Origin of the sequence: Candidatus Palibaumannia cicadellinicola (genome assembly GCF_000754265.1) — a bacterium.
Classification (GTDB): domain Bacteria; phylum Pseudomonadota; class Gammaproteobacteria; order Enterobacterales; family Enterobacteriaceae; genus Baumannia; species Baumannia cicadellinicola_B.
In genome coordinates this window covers 514,920-533,604 of record NZ_CP008985.1, presented here as the reverse complement: position 1 = coordinate 533,604, position 18,685 = coordinate 514,920, and the positions used below count along the sequence as shown (strand labels likewise).

16 protein-coding genes and 3 tRNA genes are annotated in these 18,685 nt (G+C 35.7%); 15 read left to right on the top strand and 4 right to left on the bottom strand.

Annotated features, from left to right (window positions below; all coding sequences use genetic code 11):
• The first annotated feature begins 4 nt into the window (after window positions 1-4).
• The 9 genes from ihfA to IM45_RS02540 all read left to right on the top strand — a co-directional run bounded on the left by ihfA (window position 5) and on the right by IM45_RS02540 (window position 9,127).
• Complete coding sequence (ihfA, locus tag IM45_RS02580; protein ID WP_038498917.1) at window positions 5-295, top strand: integration host factor subunit alpha; 291 nt, start codon at window positions 5-7, stop codon at window positions 293-295.
• A gap of 277 nt (window positions 296-572) precedes the next feature.
• Window positions 573-971, top strand: a complete 399-nt coding sequence (gene sufA, locus IM45_RS02575) for a Fe-S cluster assembly scaffold SufA (protein WP_038498914.1) — start codon at window positions 573-575, stop codon at window positions 969-971.
• The gene (sufB, locus tag IM45_RS02570) at window positions 955-2,388 is read left to right on the top strand and encodes a Fe-S cluster assembly protein SufB (RefSeq protein WP_051984610.1); all 1,434 of its coding nucleotides are present in this window, start codon (window positions 955-957) and stop codon (window positions 2,386-2,388) included. The genes sufA and sufB overlap by 17 nt, the downstream gene beginning before the upstream one ends.
• Window positions 2,389-2,469: 81 nt before the next feature.
• Entirely contained in the window at window positions 2,470-3,213 is a 744-nt protein-coding gene (gene sufC, locus IM45_RS02565; RefSeq protein ID WP_038498909.1) for a Fe-S cluster assembly ATPase SufC, read from the top strand.
• Entirely contained in the window at window positions 3,191-4,489 is a 1,299-nt protein-coding gene (gene sufD / locus IM45_RS02560) for a Fe-S cluster assembly protein SufD (protein ID WP_038498906.1), read from the top strand. The genes sufC and sufD overlap by 23 nt, the downstream gene beginning before the upstream one ends.
• Window positions 4,486-5,709, top strand: coding sequence for a cysteine desulfurase SufS (gene sufS / locus IM45_RS02555; protein WP_038498904.1), 1,224 nt, complete (start codon window positions 4,486-4,488; stop codon window positions 5,707-5,709). The genes sufD and sufS overlap by 4 nt, the downstream gene beginning before the upstream one ends.
• 42 nt (window positions 5,710-5,751) lie before the next feature.
• Complete coding sequence (sufE, locus tag IM45_RS02550) at window positions 5,752-6,168, top strand: cysteine desulfuration protein SufE (protein ID WP_038498901.1); 417 nt, start codon at window positions 5,752-5,754, stop codon at window positions 6,166-6,168.
• Window positions 6,169-6,358: 190 nt separating this feature from the next.
• The gene (locus tag IM45_RS02545) at window positions 6,359-7,597 is read left to right on the top strand and encodes an HlyD/EmrA/EmrK family protein (protein ID WP_260086051.1); all 1,239 of its coding nucleotides are present in this window, start codon (window positions 6,359-6,361) and stop codon (window positions 7,595-7,597) included.
• Window positions 7,598-7,606: 9 nt separating this feature from the next.
• Entirely contained in the window at window positions 7,607-9,127 is a 1,521-nt protein-coding gene (locus IM45_RS02540; RefSeq protein ID WP_038498898.1) for a DHA2 family efflux MFS transporter permease subunit, read from the top strand.
• 54 nt (window positions 9,128-9,181) lie between these two features.
• On the opposite strand, the gene IM45_RS02535 is transcribed toward IM45_RS02540, so the two are convergent.
• Both IM45_RS02535 and IM45_RS02530 read right to left on the bottom strand, forming a co-directional pair.
• Window positions 9,182-9,254 (bottom strand) — tRNA-Lys (locus IM45_RS02535).
• 15 nt (window positions 9,255-9,269) lie between these two features.
• Window positions 9,270-9,345, bottom strand: a tRNA-Val gene (locus IM45_RS02530).
• Between the two features lie 182 nt (window positions 9,346-9,527).
• Here IM45_RS02530 and gltX point away from each other — a divergent pair.
• Window positions 9,528-10,937, top strand: a complete 1,410-nt coding sequence (gene gltX, locus IM45_RS02525; protein ID WP_038498895.1) for a glutamate--tRNA ligase — start codon at window positions 9,528-9,530, stop codon at window positions 10,935-10,937.
• A gap of 78 nt (window positions 10,938-11,015) precedes the next feature.
• A tRNA-Ala gene (locus tag IM45_RS02520) sits at window positions 11,016-11,091 on the top strand.
• Between the two features lie 13 nt (window positions 11,092-11,104).
• Here IM45_RS02520 and trhO read toward each other — a convergent pair.
• Window positions 11,105-12,040 carry an oxygen-dependent tRNA uridine(34) hydroxylase TrhO gene (gene trhO / locus IM45_RS02515; protein WP_038499595.1) on the bottom strand — a complete coding sequence of 312 codons (936 nt, stop codon included), beginning with the start codon at window positions 12,038-12,040 and terminating at the stop codon, window positions 11,105-11,107.
• 147 nt (window positions 12,041-12,187) lie between these two features.
• Between trhO and pabB the strand changes: the two genes are divergently transcribed.
• On the top strand, window positions 12,188-13,570 hold the full coding sequence (pabB, locus tag IM45_RS02510) for an aminodeoxychorismate synthase component I (protein WP_038498892.1): 1,383 nt from the start codon (window positions 12,188-12,190) through the stop codon (window positions 13,568-13,570).
• Window positions 13,571-13,675: 105 nt separating this feature from the next.
• On the opposite strand, the gene IM45_RS02505 is transcribed toward pabB, so the two are convergent.
• Window positions 13,676-15,238 carry a TerC family protein gene (locus tag IM45_RS02505; RefSeq protein ID WP_038499592.1) on the bottom strand — a complete coding sequence of 521 codons (1,563 nt, stop codon included), beginning with the start codon at window positions 15,236-15,238 and terminating at the stop codon, window positions 13,676-13,678.
• Window positions 15,239-15,879: 641 nt separating this feature from the next.
• Here IM45_RS02505 and manX point away from each other — a divergent pair.
• Genes manX through IM45_RS02490 form a run of 3 tightly spaced genes read left to right on the top strand, consistent with a single transcriptional unit; the run spans window position 15,880 to window position 18,595 of the window.
• Window positions 15,880-16,845, top strand: a complete 966-nt coding sequence (gene manX, locus IM45_RS02500; RefSeq protein ID WP_038498889.1) for a PTS mannose transporter subunit IIAB — start codon at window positions 15,880-15,882, stop codon at window positions 16,843-16,845.
• Window positions 16,846-16,876: 31 nt separating this feature from the next.
• Entirely contained in the window at window positions 16,877-17,683 is an 807-nt protein-coding gene (locus IM45_RS02495; protein WP_038498886.1) for a PTS mannose/fructose/sorbose transporter subunit IIC, read from the top strand.
• An 18-nt stretch (window positions 17,684-17,701) separates the two neighbouring features.
• On the top strand, window positions 17,702-18,595 hold the full coding sequence (locus IM45_RS02490; protein ID WP_038498883.1) for a PTS mannose transporter subunit IID: 894 nt from the start codon (window positions 17,702-17,704) through the stop codon (window positions 18,593-18,595).
• Window positions 18,596-18,685: the final 90 nt, after the last annotated feature.

The window sequence follows — 18,685 nt, the reverse complement described above, 5'->3', positions numbered from 1 at the left end:
ACTTATGGCGCTAACTAAAGCAGAAATATCAGAATACCTATTTGATCAACTTCAGCTAAGCAAACAAGATGCAAAAAAAATAGTAGAACTATTTTTCGAAGAGGTACGTAAGGCTCTAGAAAATGGTGAGAAAGTTAAATTATCAGGTTTTGGTAATTTTGATTTACGTCATAAAAATCAGCGTCCTGGACGTAATCCTAAAACCGGAGAAAATATTCCTATTACCGCTCGCCGTGTAGTTACTTTTAGTCCTGGAAAAAAAATTAAAAAACCTTGTGAAACACACATTACTTAGAAAATAAAAATAATAATTTTAATTACTACGAAACTATACTTTGAGAATTTCAATATTCATAACCTTAAATAGATCTTAATTACGTTGGTTATTGAGTATATATATAATACTTAATTAAATTATATAAAATATGTGTCATTATGATTAATAATATTATCACTATGTACGTACTTTCTACTGATCTTAACAAAGGGGTAAATTAAAGTCATAATATGACTTTTTGACAAAATAAAAAACGTTATCGATAATTATATCGTCATTTATATAGGTAATTTGAATGCAAGTATATAACAAACTTGAAACGTGTTATATTAATAATAATGTATGGTGCGGTATAACAATCACTGATTCTGCTGCTAGACAAATAAAACATCTAGTTACATTAGATAATAGTATGCTCGGTTTGCGACTGAGTGTAAAAAATTCTGGATGTGCCGGATTAAGCTATGTTATAGATAAGGTTACAGTATACAATGAAACTGATCTAGTTTATCAATATGAAGGTGCAAAGCTATTTGTCGCATTACAAGCGATGCCCTTCATTGATGGAACACAACTAGACTATGTAAAGGAAGGTTTAAACTACGAATTTAAGTTTTACAATCCTAAAGCGCAACATATCTGCGGATGCGGTGAAAGTTTTGCTTTTGGAGTGGTACATGATCATGATGCATAGTAATTGGGCAAAAAGTAATAAATATAAAGAAGGATTTGTTACTAAATTAGCTACAGAAGAACTCAAGCATGGTATTAGTGAAGAAGTAATCCGTACTATATCAGCTAAGCGTAACGAACCAGATTGGATGTTAAAATTTCGTCTAAATGCCTATCAAGCTTGGCTGAAGATGGAAGAACCTCATTGGCTAAAAGCACACTATAAACAACTTAATTATAATGATTATAGTTACTATTCAATACCTAAGTGTAGTAACAGCGATAATATAAATCATAAAAATTACTTAACTAATGAAGTAGAAGATGCATTTAATAAGTTAGGAGTCCCGGTACGTGAAGGTCAAGAAGTAGCAGTTGACGCTATTTTTGACTCAGTATCTGTATCGACTACATATAGCGAGAAGTTAGCAGAACAGGGTATTATTTTTTGTTCTTTAACTAATGCGATTCAAAAGTATCCGGAGTTAGTACGTGCAAATTTGGGTAGTGTTGTTCCAATCAACGATAACTTCTTTGCGGCTCTGAATTCAGCAGTTGCCTCCGACGGTACATTTGTTTATGTGCCACAAAATGTACATTGTCCTATGGAGCTCTCAACCTATTTTCGTATTAATGCTGCTAATACTGGACAATTCGAGCGCACAATTATTATTGCAGAACAAGGTAGTGATCTAAGCTACATTGAAGGTTGTTCGGCACCAGCACGAAAAAACTATCAGTTACATGCAGCGGTTGTAGAAGTGATTATTTTGAAAGACGCTAAAGTTAAATATTCTACAGTACAGAACTGGTTTTCTGGTAATAATAGCGAAGGAGGCATTTTTAACTTCGTGACCAAGCGAGCATTATGTCTCGGCGATAATGCCAAAATGTCATGGACTCAATCTGAGACTGGTTCAGCTATTACTTGGAAATATCCGAGCGTTATTTTACGTGGAGATAATTCTGTAGGAGAATTTTTTTCAGTTGCACTAACTAATGGTTATCAACAAGCTGACACTGGTACGAAGATGATTCATATAGGAAAAAATACTCGTTCTACCATTATTTCGAAAGGTATTTCGGCCGGTAATAGTGAAAATACTTACCGTGGTTTAGTAAAAATGATGCCTACTGCTACTAATGCACGAAACTTTACCCAATGTGATTCCATGTTGATTGGTAATAAATGTGGTGCTCATACGTTTCCGTATGTTGAAGTATGCAATAATACAGCTAAGTTAGAGCACGAGGCTACAACTTCTCGTATCGGTAAAGATCAGCTTTTTTACTGCTGTCAGCGTGGTATTAGCCAAGATAACGCTATATCAATGATTGTCAATGGTTTCTGTAAAGATGTATTCTCAGAACTACCATTAGAGTTTGCTGTAGAAGCACAAAGATTATTAGCAATCAATCTTGAACATAGTGTTGGTTAAAATGAGGACAAAATATTATCGCATGTTTGTAAGCCTTAATGGACGGACGGACTAAACTATGCCGTAAAAGGAACATAAAACATGTTATCGATTAAAAACTTAAACGTAGAAGTAGAAAAAAAATCTATTATCCACAAATTAAACTTACATATCAAACCTGGCGTAGTTCATGCTATTATGGGTCCTAATGGATCAGGTAAAAGTACTCTATCTGGAACTCTAGCAGGTCATGAAGATTACCATGTCACAGCAGGAGAAATACTTTTTAAGGGGCGTAATTTACTTAAACTAAATCCTGAAGAACGAGCTGGAGCAGGAGTCTTCCTAGCATTTCAATATCCAATTGAAATTCCTGGCGTAAGTAATCAGTTTTTCTTACATACAGCTATCAACGCGGTACGTAAATATCGTCAGCAAGAGCTGCTAGATAGTTGGGATTTAATTGATTTCGTAGAAACTAAAATTGATTTACTTAAGATGCCCAAAGACTTATTAAAACGATCAGTCAATGTAGGCTTTTCTGGTGGAGAAAAAAAACGTAACGAAATTTTGCAGATGGCAGTATTAGAGCCTGATTTATGCATTCTCGATGAAACTGATTCTGGACTAGATATTGATGCTTTAAAAATTATAGCTAACGGCGTGAATATGTTGCGTAATCCTCGTCGTTCATTTATAGTCATTACTCATTACCAGCGTATTCTAGATTATCTGCAGCCAGAACATGTACATGTACTGTCTCATGGTAATATTGTAAAATCAGGTGATTTTTCTTTAGCGAAACAGCTTGAAGAGCAAGGTTATGGCTGGCTTAATCAAAAATAATCAAGGTTTCTTAAACCAATGGCATGAACTATTCGATAGTAGTATTCCCACTGATATACATACTCATACTCACTGGCAGAAGGTAGAACAATTAGGTTTACCAACGTGTAAACATGCAAACTGGAATAAAACACAACTTAATAGTCTACTAGCCCATAATTTCACCAAAGCCATCATCCGTCCGGTATCAGTTGCTAAATGCGATAGTCTAAGCATAACTTTTGACGCATACCGATTAGTATTTATTGATGGTCGTTTTGCACCAGCACTAAGTGATTATAATACCGGTCAGTGGCAAGTTAAAGTAGAGCAAAGTACAAAACGTCAGCCGCTACCAGCACCGATATATTCGGAAGTCTTTCTACATCTTACAGAAAGTTTAAGTAGCGAGACAACTCGTATTAGACTTGCAGCTAGTGAAATAGCACAAAAACCACTATACCTACTGCATATTAGCCAGGCTAATGATGCTCAAAATAAGCTTAACATACTACATTATCGCCATCATATTGAGATAGAGCATAATGCTAAGGGCCAGATTATTGAACATTTTGTTAGTTTAGCTCAGCCTCATTTTTCACATTTTAGTGGTGCACGTATGACAATTAACGTAAGCGATCATGCACATTTCAGTCATCTCAAACTAGCATGTGAAAAAAGTACCTGTTATCATTTTGCTCATAATGATATTACCATAGGTAATGATGCTATTGTGCACGATCATACCTTTATACTTAGCTCCGGTATGACACGACACCAAACTAGTTTACAACTAAATGGTGAAAGGTCAGATGTTTTACTTAAAAGCCTACGATTGCCTGCTAACCAAGATATTAGCGATATTTTTACTTACCTTGAGCATAATAAAGGTTACTGTTTAAGTCGTCAGTTACATAAGGTAATTGCTTTTGATAGTAGTAAAGGTTTTTTTAATGGACTAATTAAAGTAGCGAAGCATGCTTTCAAAACTGACGGAAAAATGATTAATAATAATTTATTACTAGGTAAATTAGCAAAAGTATCTAGTAAACCAGAGTTAGAAATATATACTGATGACGTTAAATGTAGTCATGGTGCAACAGTTGGTTATATTAATGATGAGCAAATGTTTTATTTACGTTCGCGTGGGCTTACGCACAAAGATGCACAGCAAACTATAATATCTGCTTTTGCCAAAGAAATTGTTGATACTATTGGTCATCAGCATCAGATAGTATCTGATATTGTTTTAAAACGTATTTCTGAAATATTACAAAATAATCTGGTTACCTTATGACCTATCCCATTGAGAAAATTAGGTCAGATTTTCCTATATTGGCTCGAGAGATCAATGGTCATTCATTAATCTATCTAGATAGCGCTGCAAGTGCCCAAAAACCTTCTTCTGTAATTAATTGTGAAGAGAATTATTATCGCTATGAATACGCAGCAGTGCACCGTGGTATTCATACGCTTAGTAATAAAGCAACCATACGTATGGAAAATGTTCGGACTAAGATAGCAAATTTTATTCATGCTACTTCAGCAAAAGAGATCATTTTCGTTAAAGGTGCTACTGAAGGTATTAATCTAGTAGCTAATAGCTGGGGAAGACATCAGCTACAACCTAACGATAATATCGTCATTACTGAGATGGAACATCATGCTAATATCGTGCCCTGGCAAATGCTGGCGCAAGAAAAACAGCTAACTTTACGTTTTATCCCACTACAACCAGATGGTACATTAAATCTTGATTATCTGCCTTTACTTATAGATGAACATACTAAGCTAGTAGCTTTAACTCATGTTTCTAATGTATTAGGTACTATTAATCCTCTATCATTTATTATTACTCAAGTACGTGCTACAAGCGATGCACTAGTTTTAATCGATGGTGCGCAGAGCATAATGCATCATCCCGTTGATGTTCAAGCACTTGATTGTGATTTTTATGTTTTTTCCAGTCATAAAATTTATGGACCTTCCGGCATTGGTATTTTATACGGAAAACAAATGATCTTAGACGCTATGCCTCCCTGGGAAGGCGGTGGTTCTATGATACAGACAGTTAGTCTAAGTGAAGATACAACTTTTACTGAAGCACCGTGGCGTTTTGAAGCTGGATCTCCTAATACAGCTGGTATTATTGGTCTAGGTGCCGCTATTGATTATGTTCAAGAGATTGGACTTCATAATATTGAGACTTGGGAAACAGATCTGATGTGTTATGCACTAACGGCACTACAGCAAGTACCTGATTTTATTCTTTATGGGCTTAATCAACGTACTGGAGTAATAGCTTTTAATTTAGGTAAAAATCATGCTTACGATGTAGGTAGTTTTCTTGATAGGTACGGTATAGCTATTCGTACTGGTCATCATTGCGCGATGCCACTAATGACTTATTTTAAAGTCCCTAGCATGTGCCGTGCTTCGCTTGCTATGTATACTATTAGGGAAGAGATTGACCGCTTAGTTAGTACTCTAATACGCGTGCAGTATCTTCTAAGCTAAGAGAACATCAAAAATTAATAAAAAAACGAGTGAAAATTAATCATGACAAATATTCCTAATAAAGACAAATTACTACGGAATTTTTCCCGTTGTCATAATTGGGAAGATAAATATTTGTATATCATCGAATTAGGTAAACGTTTGCCACCACTACCGTCAGGTACACGTACCACAGACTATCTGATCACCGGATGTCAAAGTCAGGTATGGATTGTCATAGAAACTAATGATCATGGCGATGTTCAATTCTATGGTGATAGCGATGCTGCAATTATTAAAGGACTCATTGCAACCGTATTTATTATCTATAATGGATTAACATTAGCAGAGATTATCAAATTAGATATTAGTCTATTTTTTCATGAATTATCTCTTATCCAGCATCTTACTTCCTATCGTTCACAAGGGTTAGAAGCTATGGTGCTAGCTATACGTGCTCAAGCAAGAGCTTTACAATAATATTTAAGTATAAAGAAATAAAAGTACTAAAATAATAGTAAATAAAATTAATTTTAATTTAATATTAATTGATAATATCATATTCATACTGTGATGTGTTTAGGTTATTATCGATACTAAAAAGTAGTACTATTTTTAATAGTACAGGTTATTGTATAAGATAACTAAATATAAACTGAGAATCTATTCTATGGCTGATATGTATTCATCTTTACAAGACGATGATGATGAATCAAAGTCTGACAACGTATCCAGCTCTAACAAACTAATAACATCTAGAAAAATAGCTATTAAATTATCACTAATAACATTAATAACTATTGCAATATTATTAGTGATAACTTTTAGTTTTTTTTACTGGTGGTACGCTAGTTTTTATGAGAGTACTAATGATGCTTATGTTACTGGAAATTTAGTCCCAATTACTCCGCAGTTAGTCGGAACCGTAACTATTATTGCTGCGGACGATGGGGACTTTGTGAAAGAAGGACAACTATTAATTAAGTTAGATCCTAATGATACGATCGTTGCACAAGAAAGCGCTGAAGCAAATTTAGCAAAAGTAGTACGCCAGGTATGCCGAATCTATGGTAACGTAAATAGTTATAAAAAGAGAGTAGCTATGCGAAAAATAGAGCTGCAGCGTGCTCGTATAGATTATCAACGTAGCGCTCATCAGGCACATAAAGGCACAATTAATCAAGAAAACTTATCTCATGCGCTGAATATTTTGACTTCTGCTAAAACCTTACTTGCAGAAGCACAGCAACAGTTAGATACTATCATCGTATTAGTAGAAAATACTACTATGTCTGCACATCCAGACATTAAAAAAGCTGCTGCTCATCTGCGTCGCGCATATCTTAACCATCAGCGCAGCACATTAGTTGCACCGGTTAGTGGATATGTTGCTAAACGCTCAGTACAAATAGGTAGCTATGTAGAGCCAGGTGCAGCGCTGATGGCTGTAGTGCCACTCAATGATTTATGGATCGAAGCTAACTTCAAAGAAACACAATTATTATCAATGCGCATCGGACAGCCCGTTGAGATAAAAACAGATTTTTATAGAAATAATATAACCTACCATGGAAAAATAGAAAGTATCGGAATCGGTACTGGTAGTGTTTTCTCACTACTACCTGCGCAAAATGCTAGTGGTAATTGGATCAAAGTAATACAGCGTTTACCAGTTCGTATTCGTCTAGATCCAGATAATCTTGATCGTTATCCGCTACGTATAGGCTTATCTACGAATGTTAAAGTAGATCTACATAATCAACAAGGACCGATGCTAGCACCACATGATATTGAAAAAATACGTTATATCACAAAGATATATAATCATCAGTTAGATGAAGCTGATCGCTTAATATCACATATTATTTATGAGAACTGTGCACATACTATTAGCGAAGGTAAACCGTGATCAACAACAATGAGTAGTAGTCAACAAATATTTCGTCCCACAAATCTAGTACTAACAACTATTGGGCTCTCTCTAACTACTTTTATGCAAGTGCTAGATACTACTATTGCTAATGTTGCATTACCGACAATTTCTGGAAACCTAGGTGTATGTTCAGAACAAGGTACCTGGATTATTACCTCGTTTGCAGTCTCTAATGCCATCGCGCTACCACTAACCGGCTGGATGGCACGGCGTTTTGGACAAACTAGACTTTTCTTAGCCTCTTTACTGCTGTTTATTATAACTTCTTTTTTATGTGGTATCGCGCAAAAGCTGACACAGCTTGTCATTTACCGTGCCTTGCAGGGCTTCTTTGCTGGACCACTTTACCCTATTTCTCAGACGCTATTATTATCTCTTTATCCCGCAGTAAAGCGAGGAATGGCGTTATCACTACTAGCTATGGTAACCGTAGTCGCACCTATTATCGGGCCATTAGCAGGAGGGTGGATCACTGATAGTTACTCCTGGTCTTGGATTTTCTTTATCAATGTACCAACCGGTATCTTTGCTATAATTGTAGTTTTTATACAACTCAAAAGTAGACCTGAAGATACTTCATATCAACCTATTGATTATGTTGGTTTGTTATTATTAGTATTGGGAGTAACAATATTACAAGTAGTACTAGATAAAGGTAATAATCTTGATTGGTTTGAATCAGTTTTTGTCACTCTTGGTGTTTTAATTGCGGTTTTATTGTTAATCGCATTGGTACTATGGGAACTGACTCACCAGTATCCTATAATTAATTTTCGTTTATTTAAACATCATAACTTTTTAGTAGGTACACTAACGCTAATATTAGGCTATTCTGGATTTTTTAGTCTTAACTTAATTTTACCACAATGGTTACAAAATCAGCTGAATTATACTCCTCTTTGGGCCGGATTAGCAACAGCACCTATTGGTATTGTTCCAGTTTTTATATCACCACTAGTTGGACGTTATGGACAAAAATTAGACCTCAGGTTATTAGCCGGTTGTGCATTTTTAGTAATCGGACTTTCCTGTTTTATGCGATCTAATTTTAATATTCAGGTAGATTATTATCATATTGCTATGATCCAGTGTTTTATGGGTATCGGAGTTGCGCTATTTTTTATGCCTATAACTAATATTTTATTATCTAGTTTACCACAGACAGATATCGCAGATGGTTCTGGTCTCGCAACTTTTCTACGTGTACTAGGAAGTAGCTTTGCTGCTTCCCTTACTAACTGGTTTTGGCAGCAACGAAATATTTTCCATCATGCACAGTTAACCGAGAATATTACTTCCGACAATCCTACAATACAGTTTTATATCGAGCAGCTAGACGGTAGTAGACAGATAATCATGGCACAGTTAGAACAAATGATCGAAGTACAGTCGGCCATGCTTTCTACTATAGAATATTTTACCCTACTAGGATGGATATTTTTGTTGCTTATTATAATTATTATTTTTGCGAAACCACCATTTATTTATATAGATAGTGGCAAATAAGAAATACTTCAAACTAATTGTAATGTCAATTTAAATTTGAGTACACTGGAAGTGTAGGTCGTGCAGGATTCGAACCTGCGACCAATTGATTAAAAGTCAACTGCTCTACCAACTGAGCTAACGACCCATTTTTTTATTAATGTGGTAGGTGATGACGGGTTCGAACCGCCGACCCCCTCCTTGTAAGGGAGGTGCTCTCCCAACTGAGCTAATCACCCATAGCTACTAGCAATGTATACTGACATTATAAGAAACGACTAAGATGAGTCAACGATTTTTATCAGGATAATTTTATTTGTCTTAAAATAATCTAATGAAATTATAGTAAACAAAAAGTTTGTTTTATTCAATATTCGAATATTCAATATATCAATAATATATAAATAAGGCTATGTGATTGATGAAAATCAAAACACGTTTTGCGCCTAGTCCAACAGGTTTTCTTCATATTGGTGGTGCGCGTACTGCATTCTATTCTTGGTTATTTGCACGTCATCATGGTGGTGAATTTATCTTACGCATAGAAGATACCGACCTAGAGCGTTCAACACCGCAGGCGATTAACGCAATCATTGATAGCATGAAGTGGCTAAAAATAGACTGGGATCATGGCCCCTACTTCCAAACTAAACACTTTGCTCGCTATAACTATATTATTAATCATATGCTAAAAAACGGTTCGGCATATAAATGTTATTGCTCAGAAAAGAGACTAGAAGAGTTACGCCAAAATCAAATGATTAATGGTAAAAAACCACGTTACGACGGACGGTGTCGTAATAGTTATGAAAATCATTTGTCTAATGATCCTTACGTAGTACGTTTTCGTAATCCGCAAGAAGGTTCTGTTATATTTAACGATTTAATTCGTGGGACTATTCAATATAGTAATACAGAATTAGATGATCTTATTATTAGGCGTACCGAAGGTACGCCTACCTATAATTTTTGCGTTGTAGTCGATGATTTAGACATGAAAATAACTCACGTCATTCGTGGTGAAGATCATATTAATAATACACCACGCCAAATTAATATCCTAAAAGCTTTAGGTGCACCGATACCAAAGTATGCTCATGTATCAATGATTATGGGTTATGATGGCAAAAATCTTTCTAAACGGCATGGGGCAGTAGGAGTAATGCAGTACCGCGATGATGGTTTTCTCCCTGAAGCCTTACTGAATTATTTAGTTCGCCTAGGTTGGTCTTATGGAAATCAAGAAATTTTTTCCTTAGATGAAATGAAGAAACTCTTTAATCTCGAAGCGATCAGCAAATCAGCTAGCTCATTTGATAGTAAAAAGTTATTGTGGTATAATCATGTTTATATAAAAAATTTACCTATAGACTATATAACAAAAAATTTATTTTGGCATATGAAGCATCAGGGTATCGATATGTCTATCGGTCCTCCACTAACTGACTTAGTGAAACTTTTTCGTGAACGTTGTAAAACTCTCAAAGAAATGGCGAGTAATTGCTATTATTTTTACCAAGATTTTAGAGAGTTTGAAACTAAAGCAGCAAAAACTTATTTATTGCCAGAAGCAACGAAGCCACTACAGATAGTGCGAGAGAAGCTCTCATCTTTAAATAATTGGACAAAAGAATCAGTGCATGACGTTATTAAGCAAACAGCTGATGAATTACAAGTGAAAATCGAAAAAGTTAGTATGCCATTACGAGTTGCAGTAACTGGTACTAGTCAGTCACCTACTATAGACATGACTATTTTAGCTATAGGTAAATTACGTTCGTTAAAACGTATTAATATGGCACTAAATTTTATTGCGAAATATCCCATATAGCTAATAGCTTTTAGTAATTGACATATTGTAGTATAATATATATTATATGATAAAATCTTATGGTAAAGCCTAAAGTTAGGGGCTATAGCTCAGATGGAAGAGTACTTGCATGGCATGCAAGAGGTCAGCGGTTCAATTCCGCTTAGCTCCACCATAAAATTTTATCTCTAAACTTTACTTTGACATATAATATTACAGCAACCACTATATTTTTTAGCACAGTTTGGACATTGAATAAAGAGAATATGGCAGTCCTGGTTACGACAATTTGTATGACGATCACAATAATCTTGACATTGATTACAATGTGCAATTACTTCAGACGTAATTCGTTCACCTAAACGTTCGTCAAAAACAAAATTTTTTCCAATAAATTTTAGAGGTAATCCTAGCTTTCTAGCACGATTAGTATACTCAATAATTCCACCTTCTATATGGTAAATATTCTTAAAACCATTATGTAACATCCAGGCACTAGCTTTTTCGCAGCGTATACCACCAGTACAATACATCACAATACTTTTATTTTTATTATCTTGTAACATATTGACAACCATTAATAGCTGCTCGCGGAAGGTATGAGATGGTATCTTAAGAGCCTGCTTAAAATGGCCAACTTCATATTCATAGTGATTACGCATATCTACAAAAAGCACCTCAGGATTTTCTGCCATGAGGTTTACTTCTTCAGCTTTTAAATAATGTCCAACGTTTAAATGATTAAAATTAGGATCTTGAATCCCGTCTGCGACAATCCGCGACCGTACTTTCATGCGTAGAACCCAGAAAGATTGGCAGTCGTTATCTAGTGATATATTAAGCCGTAATTTATCTAACTGTGGGTTAGTAGTATATAGTACTGTACGAAAAGTCTCAAAATAACTTTTGGGTACACTAATTTGCCCATTAATGCCTTCAGCAGCGATATAAATGCGGCCAAAAATATCTAAATTATTTAGTTTACGATAAAGAGAATCACGAAAACTATGAGGATCTGAGATAACAAAATATTTATAAAAAGAAACCGTAGTACGCGGTTCTGTTTCAGCCAGCATACGTGTACGTAATACTTTGCGAGAAACTCTGTTATGTAAAACTTCCATGAGTAATTTTTCTCTTATATCTCTTGATTAGCAATAAAAAGTAAATAACTTCACCGATACTATTGACATGAGTGATTTTATCATATTGTTTGTTAGGAATAGTTACACGTAGATCTTTATTATTAGCACCGTAGGAAATATGATTTCATGATACAACCATACCTAATGAATTTACCTTACCAGCCTCATGCAGTGCTAGATATTTTTACACCACTCTCTACTCAACCTTGGTCTATGTTACTACACTCTAGTGACAGCAACCATTCAGATAGTTGTTTTGATATTATCGTTGCTAAGCCTGTAGTTACGTTGGTGACTAAAAACGGTATTACTGAAATATGTAGGGGCACAGACTGCAAATTTAGTGATATAGATCCTTTTATTCTGGTAAAGCAACAATTAGAACAAATGAATATCATTACCAAAACGAATAAGCAGTTACCTTTTCAGGGCGGAGCTCTAGGTTTATTTGGCTATGATCTCGCACGGTATATTGAAAATCTACCAAATTTAGCAGAACGTGATTTACATCTACCAGATATGGCAGTCGGTCTTTACGACTGGGCAATTATTGCAGATCATCATAGGCGTAAATTAACACTTGTTAGTCATAAAGATCCTCAAACAATTTTAGCTAATTTAGTTGATACAGCACCACAACCTACTGCTATGTTTCGTCTTCATACACAATGGGAATCTAATATGACTCGTGCCGATTATGGAAAAAAATTTCGTCAGATACAACAACATCTACAAGCTGGAGACTGTTATCAAGTTTGCCTTTCCCAAAGATTCAGCGCTACTTGTAGCGGTGATGAATGGTCTGCTTTCCGATATTTAGTAACATATAACCGCGCACCTTTTTCAGCTTTTATTCGTCTTCCGGAGCAAGCGACTGTACTAAGCTTATCTCCAGAGCTATTTTTGAGATTACGCGGTAACGTAATTGAATCTCGTCCAATTAAAGGTACACTACCTCGTATTATGAATTCATCTAGCCCTACCTGCAGCAGGGATAAATTAGAGAGGATACGTTTAGCAACGTCAGCTAAGGATTGTGCTGAAAATCTTATGATTGTTGATTTATTACGTAATGATATAGGTCGAGTGGCTCTACCAGGCAGTGTACGGGTACCATCACTTTTTGCAATCGAGACTTTTCCAGCAGTATACCATATGGTTAGCACTATTACGGCAAAATTATCCCCACATCACTCTGCCTGTGATTTATTACGTGCGTGCTTTCCTGGGGGATCGATTATAGGAGCACCTAAAGTACGAGCGATGAAAATTATTGAGCAACTAGAACCACATTGCCGCAACGCCTGGTGCGGCAGTATCGGTTATTTCAGTTATTGTGGAACAATGGATATGAATATTGCTATTAGAACCTTGATCATTGATCAAAATCAGATCTACTGTTCAGTTGGCGGTGGTATTGTCGCCGATAGTAACGAAGAAGCTGAATATAAAGAGACCCTGGCAAAAGCAGCAACATTGCTACCATTACTAGAACGATTTAATAGATAATAATCAGATGTTAGCAAGTATTATGTACTTTAAATATTTCGAACATATATTAGATATAATCTTAAATTAACATTTACTACTTGAGTTAAATAATAATACTAAATTTCATGCTAATTTTTGAGTATTTGGTGAAATACGTTCAATCCATACCTGTTCAATACGATATTCTATCATTTGTCTAATGGTAAAACGCCACTGATGAATAATAAGTACTTCACCTTCCACTGGCATATGATTACATTGAGACATTAATAGTCCAGCTAAAGATGTAATCTTACTATGATGACGTACAAGATTTTGGGTGTTTAAAACATTCTGCAAAGTAGAAATATTTGTGCTACCTTTCGCCAGCCATCCCTCATTACTAATTTTAATATCTAATGTATCTTCTAAATCTTCAGAAGTCAATTTACCAGTAATTGCTTCTAGTATATCTAGCGGTGTTATTAAACCCTGAATCACACCTAACTCATTTGAAACTATTACTAAGCTTCCTTTAGCACGGCGTAGCTCTGTTAAACAGTTTAAAACATCTAGAGTATCTAGTACGACAATAGCAGGATTTACTACCTCGTAAGCCTTCATATGTTCGCCATCTGCGATAGCGCTCATACAATCTTTGGTGTGCACTATGCCTATCAAATGATCTAATTTTCCATAACAAAGAGGCAGCATATTATGCTGCGTATTCATAAGCTTAATTTGTAGTTCCTCAATCGGTAGCTTACTATTTAACCAGGAAATTTGATTCCGTGGAGTCATAATACTACGTAGGTTTCTTGAGGCCAACGATAAAACATTAGTGATCATACAATATTCGGTTTCAGCAAAATTTGCTGACTGGAGTGAGGAAACAAAATTCTCTTCATTAACTGATGGTTGAGACTGAGTTCTTCCACCCATTAGTAGCATAATAGCCTCTGACGTACGATCACGCAAAGGTTTGCTAGACTGATGTTTCATCAAATTACGCCAAGCTATCTGATTCAAAATCTCAATCAGAATTGAGAAACCAATCGCAGTGTATAGGTATTTTTTATTCACATGAACGCCTAATCCTTCTGCAATCAAGCTGACACTGATCATTAATAAAAAGCTTAAACAAAGCACGACTACAGTATGATTAGTATTAACAAAATGTGTTAAAAATTTAGAAACTAATATCATTATAGCCATAGCAATTACTACCGCAGTAATAGTCACAGTAAGATTATTAACTATACCTACGGCTGTCATAACTGAATCTAGGGAAAAAACAGCATCAAGAGCTACAATCTGTACTACAATAGTACAAAAACTAGCATAACCGCGGCTAGCATTGCTATGCTGTTCTTTATTTTCTAAACGTTCGTGTAGTTCCGTAGTAGCTTTAAATAATAAAAAAAAACCACCTAGTAGCAAAATTAGATCGCGACCGGAAAAAGATAAGGACATTATACGGAATAAAGGCCACGTAAGGGTAACAATCCATGATATAAAAGAAAGCAGCACTAGACGAATTACTAGTGCTAAAACAAGCCCAATAATACGGGCACTATCTCGTTTTTTAGGCGATAATTTATCTGCAAGAACAGCTACAAAAACAAGATTATCGATACCTAAAATTATTTCTAGCATTACTAGGGTCAGTAATCCCACCCAAATTGAGGGGTCTATTAGCAATTCTATCACGGGAAAGACTCCATTCCATAAACATAAGGTAGTCCAGGCAATAAACTATTGCCGGAGGTTAGGTGAATCCGCATTTGTTGCTAACAAGCAGAAACTATCCGCTAGCTAAGTAGCTAAGAAGCAAATTATTTTGATAAGTGGGATCGAACATTACGACACAACATATCCAGCGCATGATGCTAGTTAGATAATATCATTTAATTTTTGCTGATCGAAATGATCAATTAGTTATTGATAGCTCATAGTAAAAATATGTGTTTATTATAAAAAACAAAGTTTGTCTTTATTGGAAAGAGTAGGTGGCATAAAGAACCTTTTTTCGTGTTAACTACTAATTATTCTGTTATCTACACTATAATTGATATGTTTGCTACGATCTTAGTAATTAAATAACTGATCGTTGTCACAATTTTTGTTATTTTCATACTTAACTTAATTTAAGTTTACTTTATAATAGTATAAATTCATAACTATTTTGGATAAATCTAGTAAATTTATCTATGTGATAAACTTTAGCTAATCATATCATTTGTTTGCAGTATAAGTGAGACTAATCAAAAGTTATAGCTTTTAACTCATAACTGACTAACCGTAAAACGTATATAATCAATCCATATTGTTAACAGAAGGAGGTATTTGTGAGTATTGCTATCATTATTGGCACTCACGGGTCAGCGGCTGAGGAATTACTGAAAACTGCAGAAATGATTTTGGGTGAACAAAAAAATGTCGCTTGGATAGATTTTTATCCTGGAGAAAATACTGACACCTTGATTGAAAAATATAGTGCTAGACTAGAAAATATGGATACTACTACTGGAGTATTATTTTTAGTTGATACCTGGGGAGGTAGTCCCTTTAATGCTGCAAGTAAGATAGTTATGAATAGTAAGCAGGATCACTATGAAGTCGTGTCTGGCGTGAATATTCCTATGCTAACTGAAATATTTATGGCACGCGACGACAATTTATTATTCCAGGAATTAGTTAAAATTGCTGTTGAAACCGGTCGTTTCGGTGTTAAAGCGCTAACAGCGGAGAAACTCACTGAGACAGTCAACCTTCATACTCAGAATCAGACAGTACCAGTAAAAGCTAAGTCTGGTGGTCATATGACTATTATTTTAGCTAGAATTGATGATCGTTTGATTCATGGACAAATAGTAACAAGATGGACTAAAGAGACGAATGTTAAACGCATTATTGTTGTCAATGATCAAGTAGCAGCAGATACTATGCGAAAAATACTTCTTACCCAAGTTGCTCCTCCAGGAGTGACAGCACATGTAGTAGATGTAGCTAAAGCTATTCGTGTGTATAACAATCCGAAATATGCTAACGATCGCGTAATGCTATTATTTACTAATCCAACCGATGTCTTACGCATGGTAGAAGGTGGAGTATCTCTCCCCACAATTAACATCGGTGGTATGGCGTTTTGTCATGGTAAAACTCAAATCAATAATGCCGTATCAGTAGATGATAAAGATATCACGGCATTTAAAAAACTAAATGAGTGCGGTATTAAACTAGAAGTTCGTCAAGTACCTTCAGATACTCCACTCAATATCATAGATTTAATTAACAAAAAACTAGGCAAATAAAAACCCCTACGCATGTCAGAGGAAAAGTGCAATGGAGATTACCACGCTTCAAATAATACTAATATTTATCGTGGGCTGTATTGCAGGCATAGAATCGATTCTTGACGAATTTCAGTTTCACCGACCACTATTAGCGTGCACCTTAATCGGTCTTGTTTTAGGAGATATGAAAACAGGTATTCTTGTTGGTGGTACGCTTGAAATGATCGCACTAGGCTGGATGAATGTTGGTGCTGCGGTAGCACCTGATACTGCCTTAGCAGCAATAATTGCTACCATCCTAGTGATTATAGGCAATCAAGAAATTAGTGCTAGTATTGCACTAGCTATTCCTATTGCAGCAGCTGGACAGGTACTGACGATTATCGTGCGTACTCTAACTATCGCATTTCAGCACGCAGCGGACAATGCGGCAGAACATGGTAACCTCAACGCTCTAAGTCGAATCCATATTTCAGCACTACTATTACAAGCAATACGTACTGCAATGCCAGTAGTTATTGTGGCGATATCAGTCAGTACCGAAATGATGCATTCTATACTCACTTCTATTCCAGAAGTAGTTACTAATGGCCTGAATATCGTCGGCGGTATGATTATGATCGTAGGTTATGCGATGGTTATTAATATGATGCGTACGAGTTATTTAATGCCATTTTTCTACTTAGGTTTTGTAACAGCAGCATTTACTAGCTTTAATATAATAGCGTTAGGTGTAATAGGCCTCATGATGGCGATTCTTTATATCCAGCTTCGTACGCAACGTACTAATGTTACCGGACATATAACATCGGCGCAAAATACTAACAATAATAATCTTGATAATGAATTAGATTAATTGAATTGGGTGAGAGTAATGAGAGATACGACAACCACTAGTACTAGCGAAACCAAAACAATAGATACAACAACGACTAGTGCTAGCCAAACCAAACTAACGCCTGGTGATATTCGCGCGGTGTTTCTTCGTTCTAATTTACTTCAAGCATCATGGAACTTCGAACGTATGCAAGCACTAGGTTTCTGTTTCTCTATGGTGCCAGTAATTCGACGGTTATATCCAGAAAATAATGACGCTCGTAAGCAAGCAATTAAACGGCACCTAGAATTTTTCAATACACATCCATATGTAGCTGCGCCAATAATTGGTGTGACTATGGCCATGGAAGAACAGCGCGCTAATGGCGCGCCGATTGATGATACTGCTATCAACAGTCTAAAAGTAGGTTTAATGGGCCCCCTAGCAGGTGTGGGTGATCCGATCTTCTGGGGTACTATACGGCCAATCTTTGCTGCATTAGGTGCTAGTATTGCGATAAGTGGTAGTCTCTTAGGACCGCTACTATTTTTTATTTTATTCAACCTCGTACGTATTTTCACTCGTTACTACGGTGTAACTTATGGTTACCATAAAGGGGTTAATATTGTTAAGGATATTAGTAGTGGCTTACTACAGAAACTAACTGAAGGCGCATCAATTATTGGTCTATTTGTTATGGGAGCATTAATTAATAAGTGGACTCATGTTAATATTCCTTTCATTGTATCAGAAGTAACAAATATTGAAGGCTACACTACATTAACAACTATGCAATCCATACTTGATCAACTCATGCCTGGTCTAGTGCCATTGCTACTTACTTTTGCTTGCATGTGGCTACTGCAGCATAAGATAAATGCACTATATATTATCATGAGCTTTTTTGGCATTGGAATTTTTGGTTACTGGATTGGTTTACTAGGTTTATAACTGATAATAAATACTTTGGTAGCGTACCTGTAATACTATTGAATAAATGTGACTGATGATTGCACCTAGCAAAAATCGTATTATAAGCAG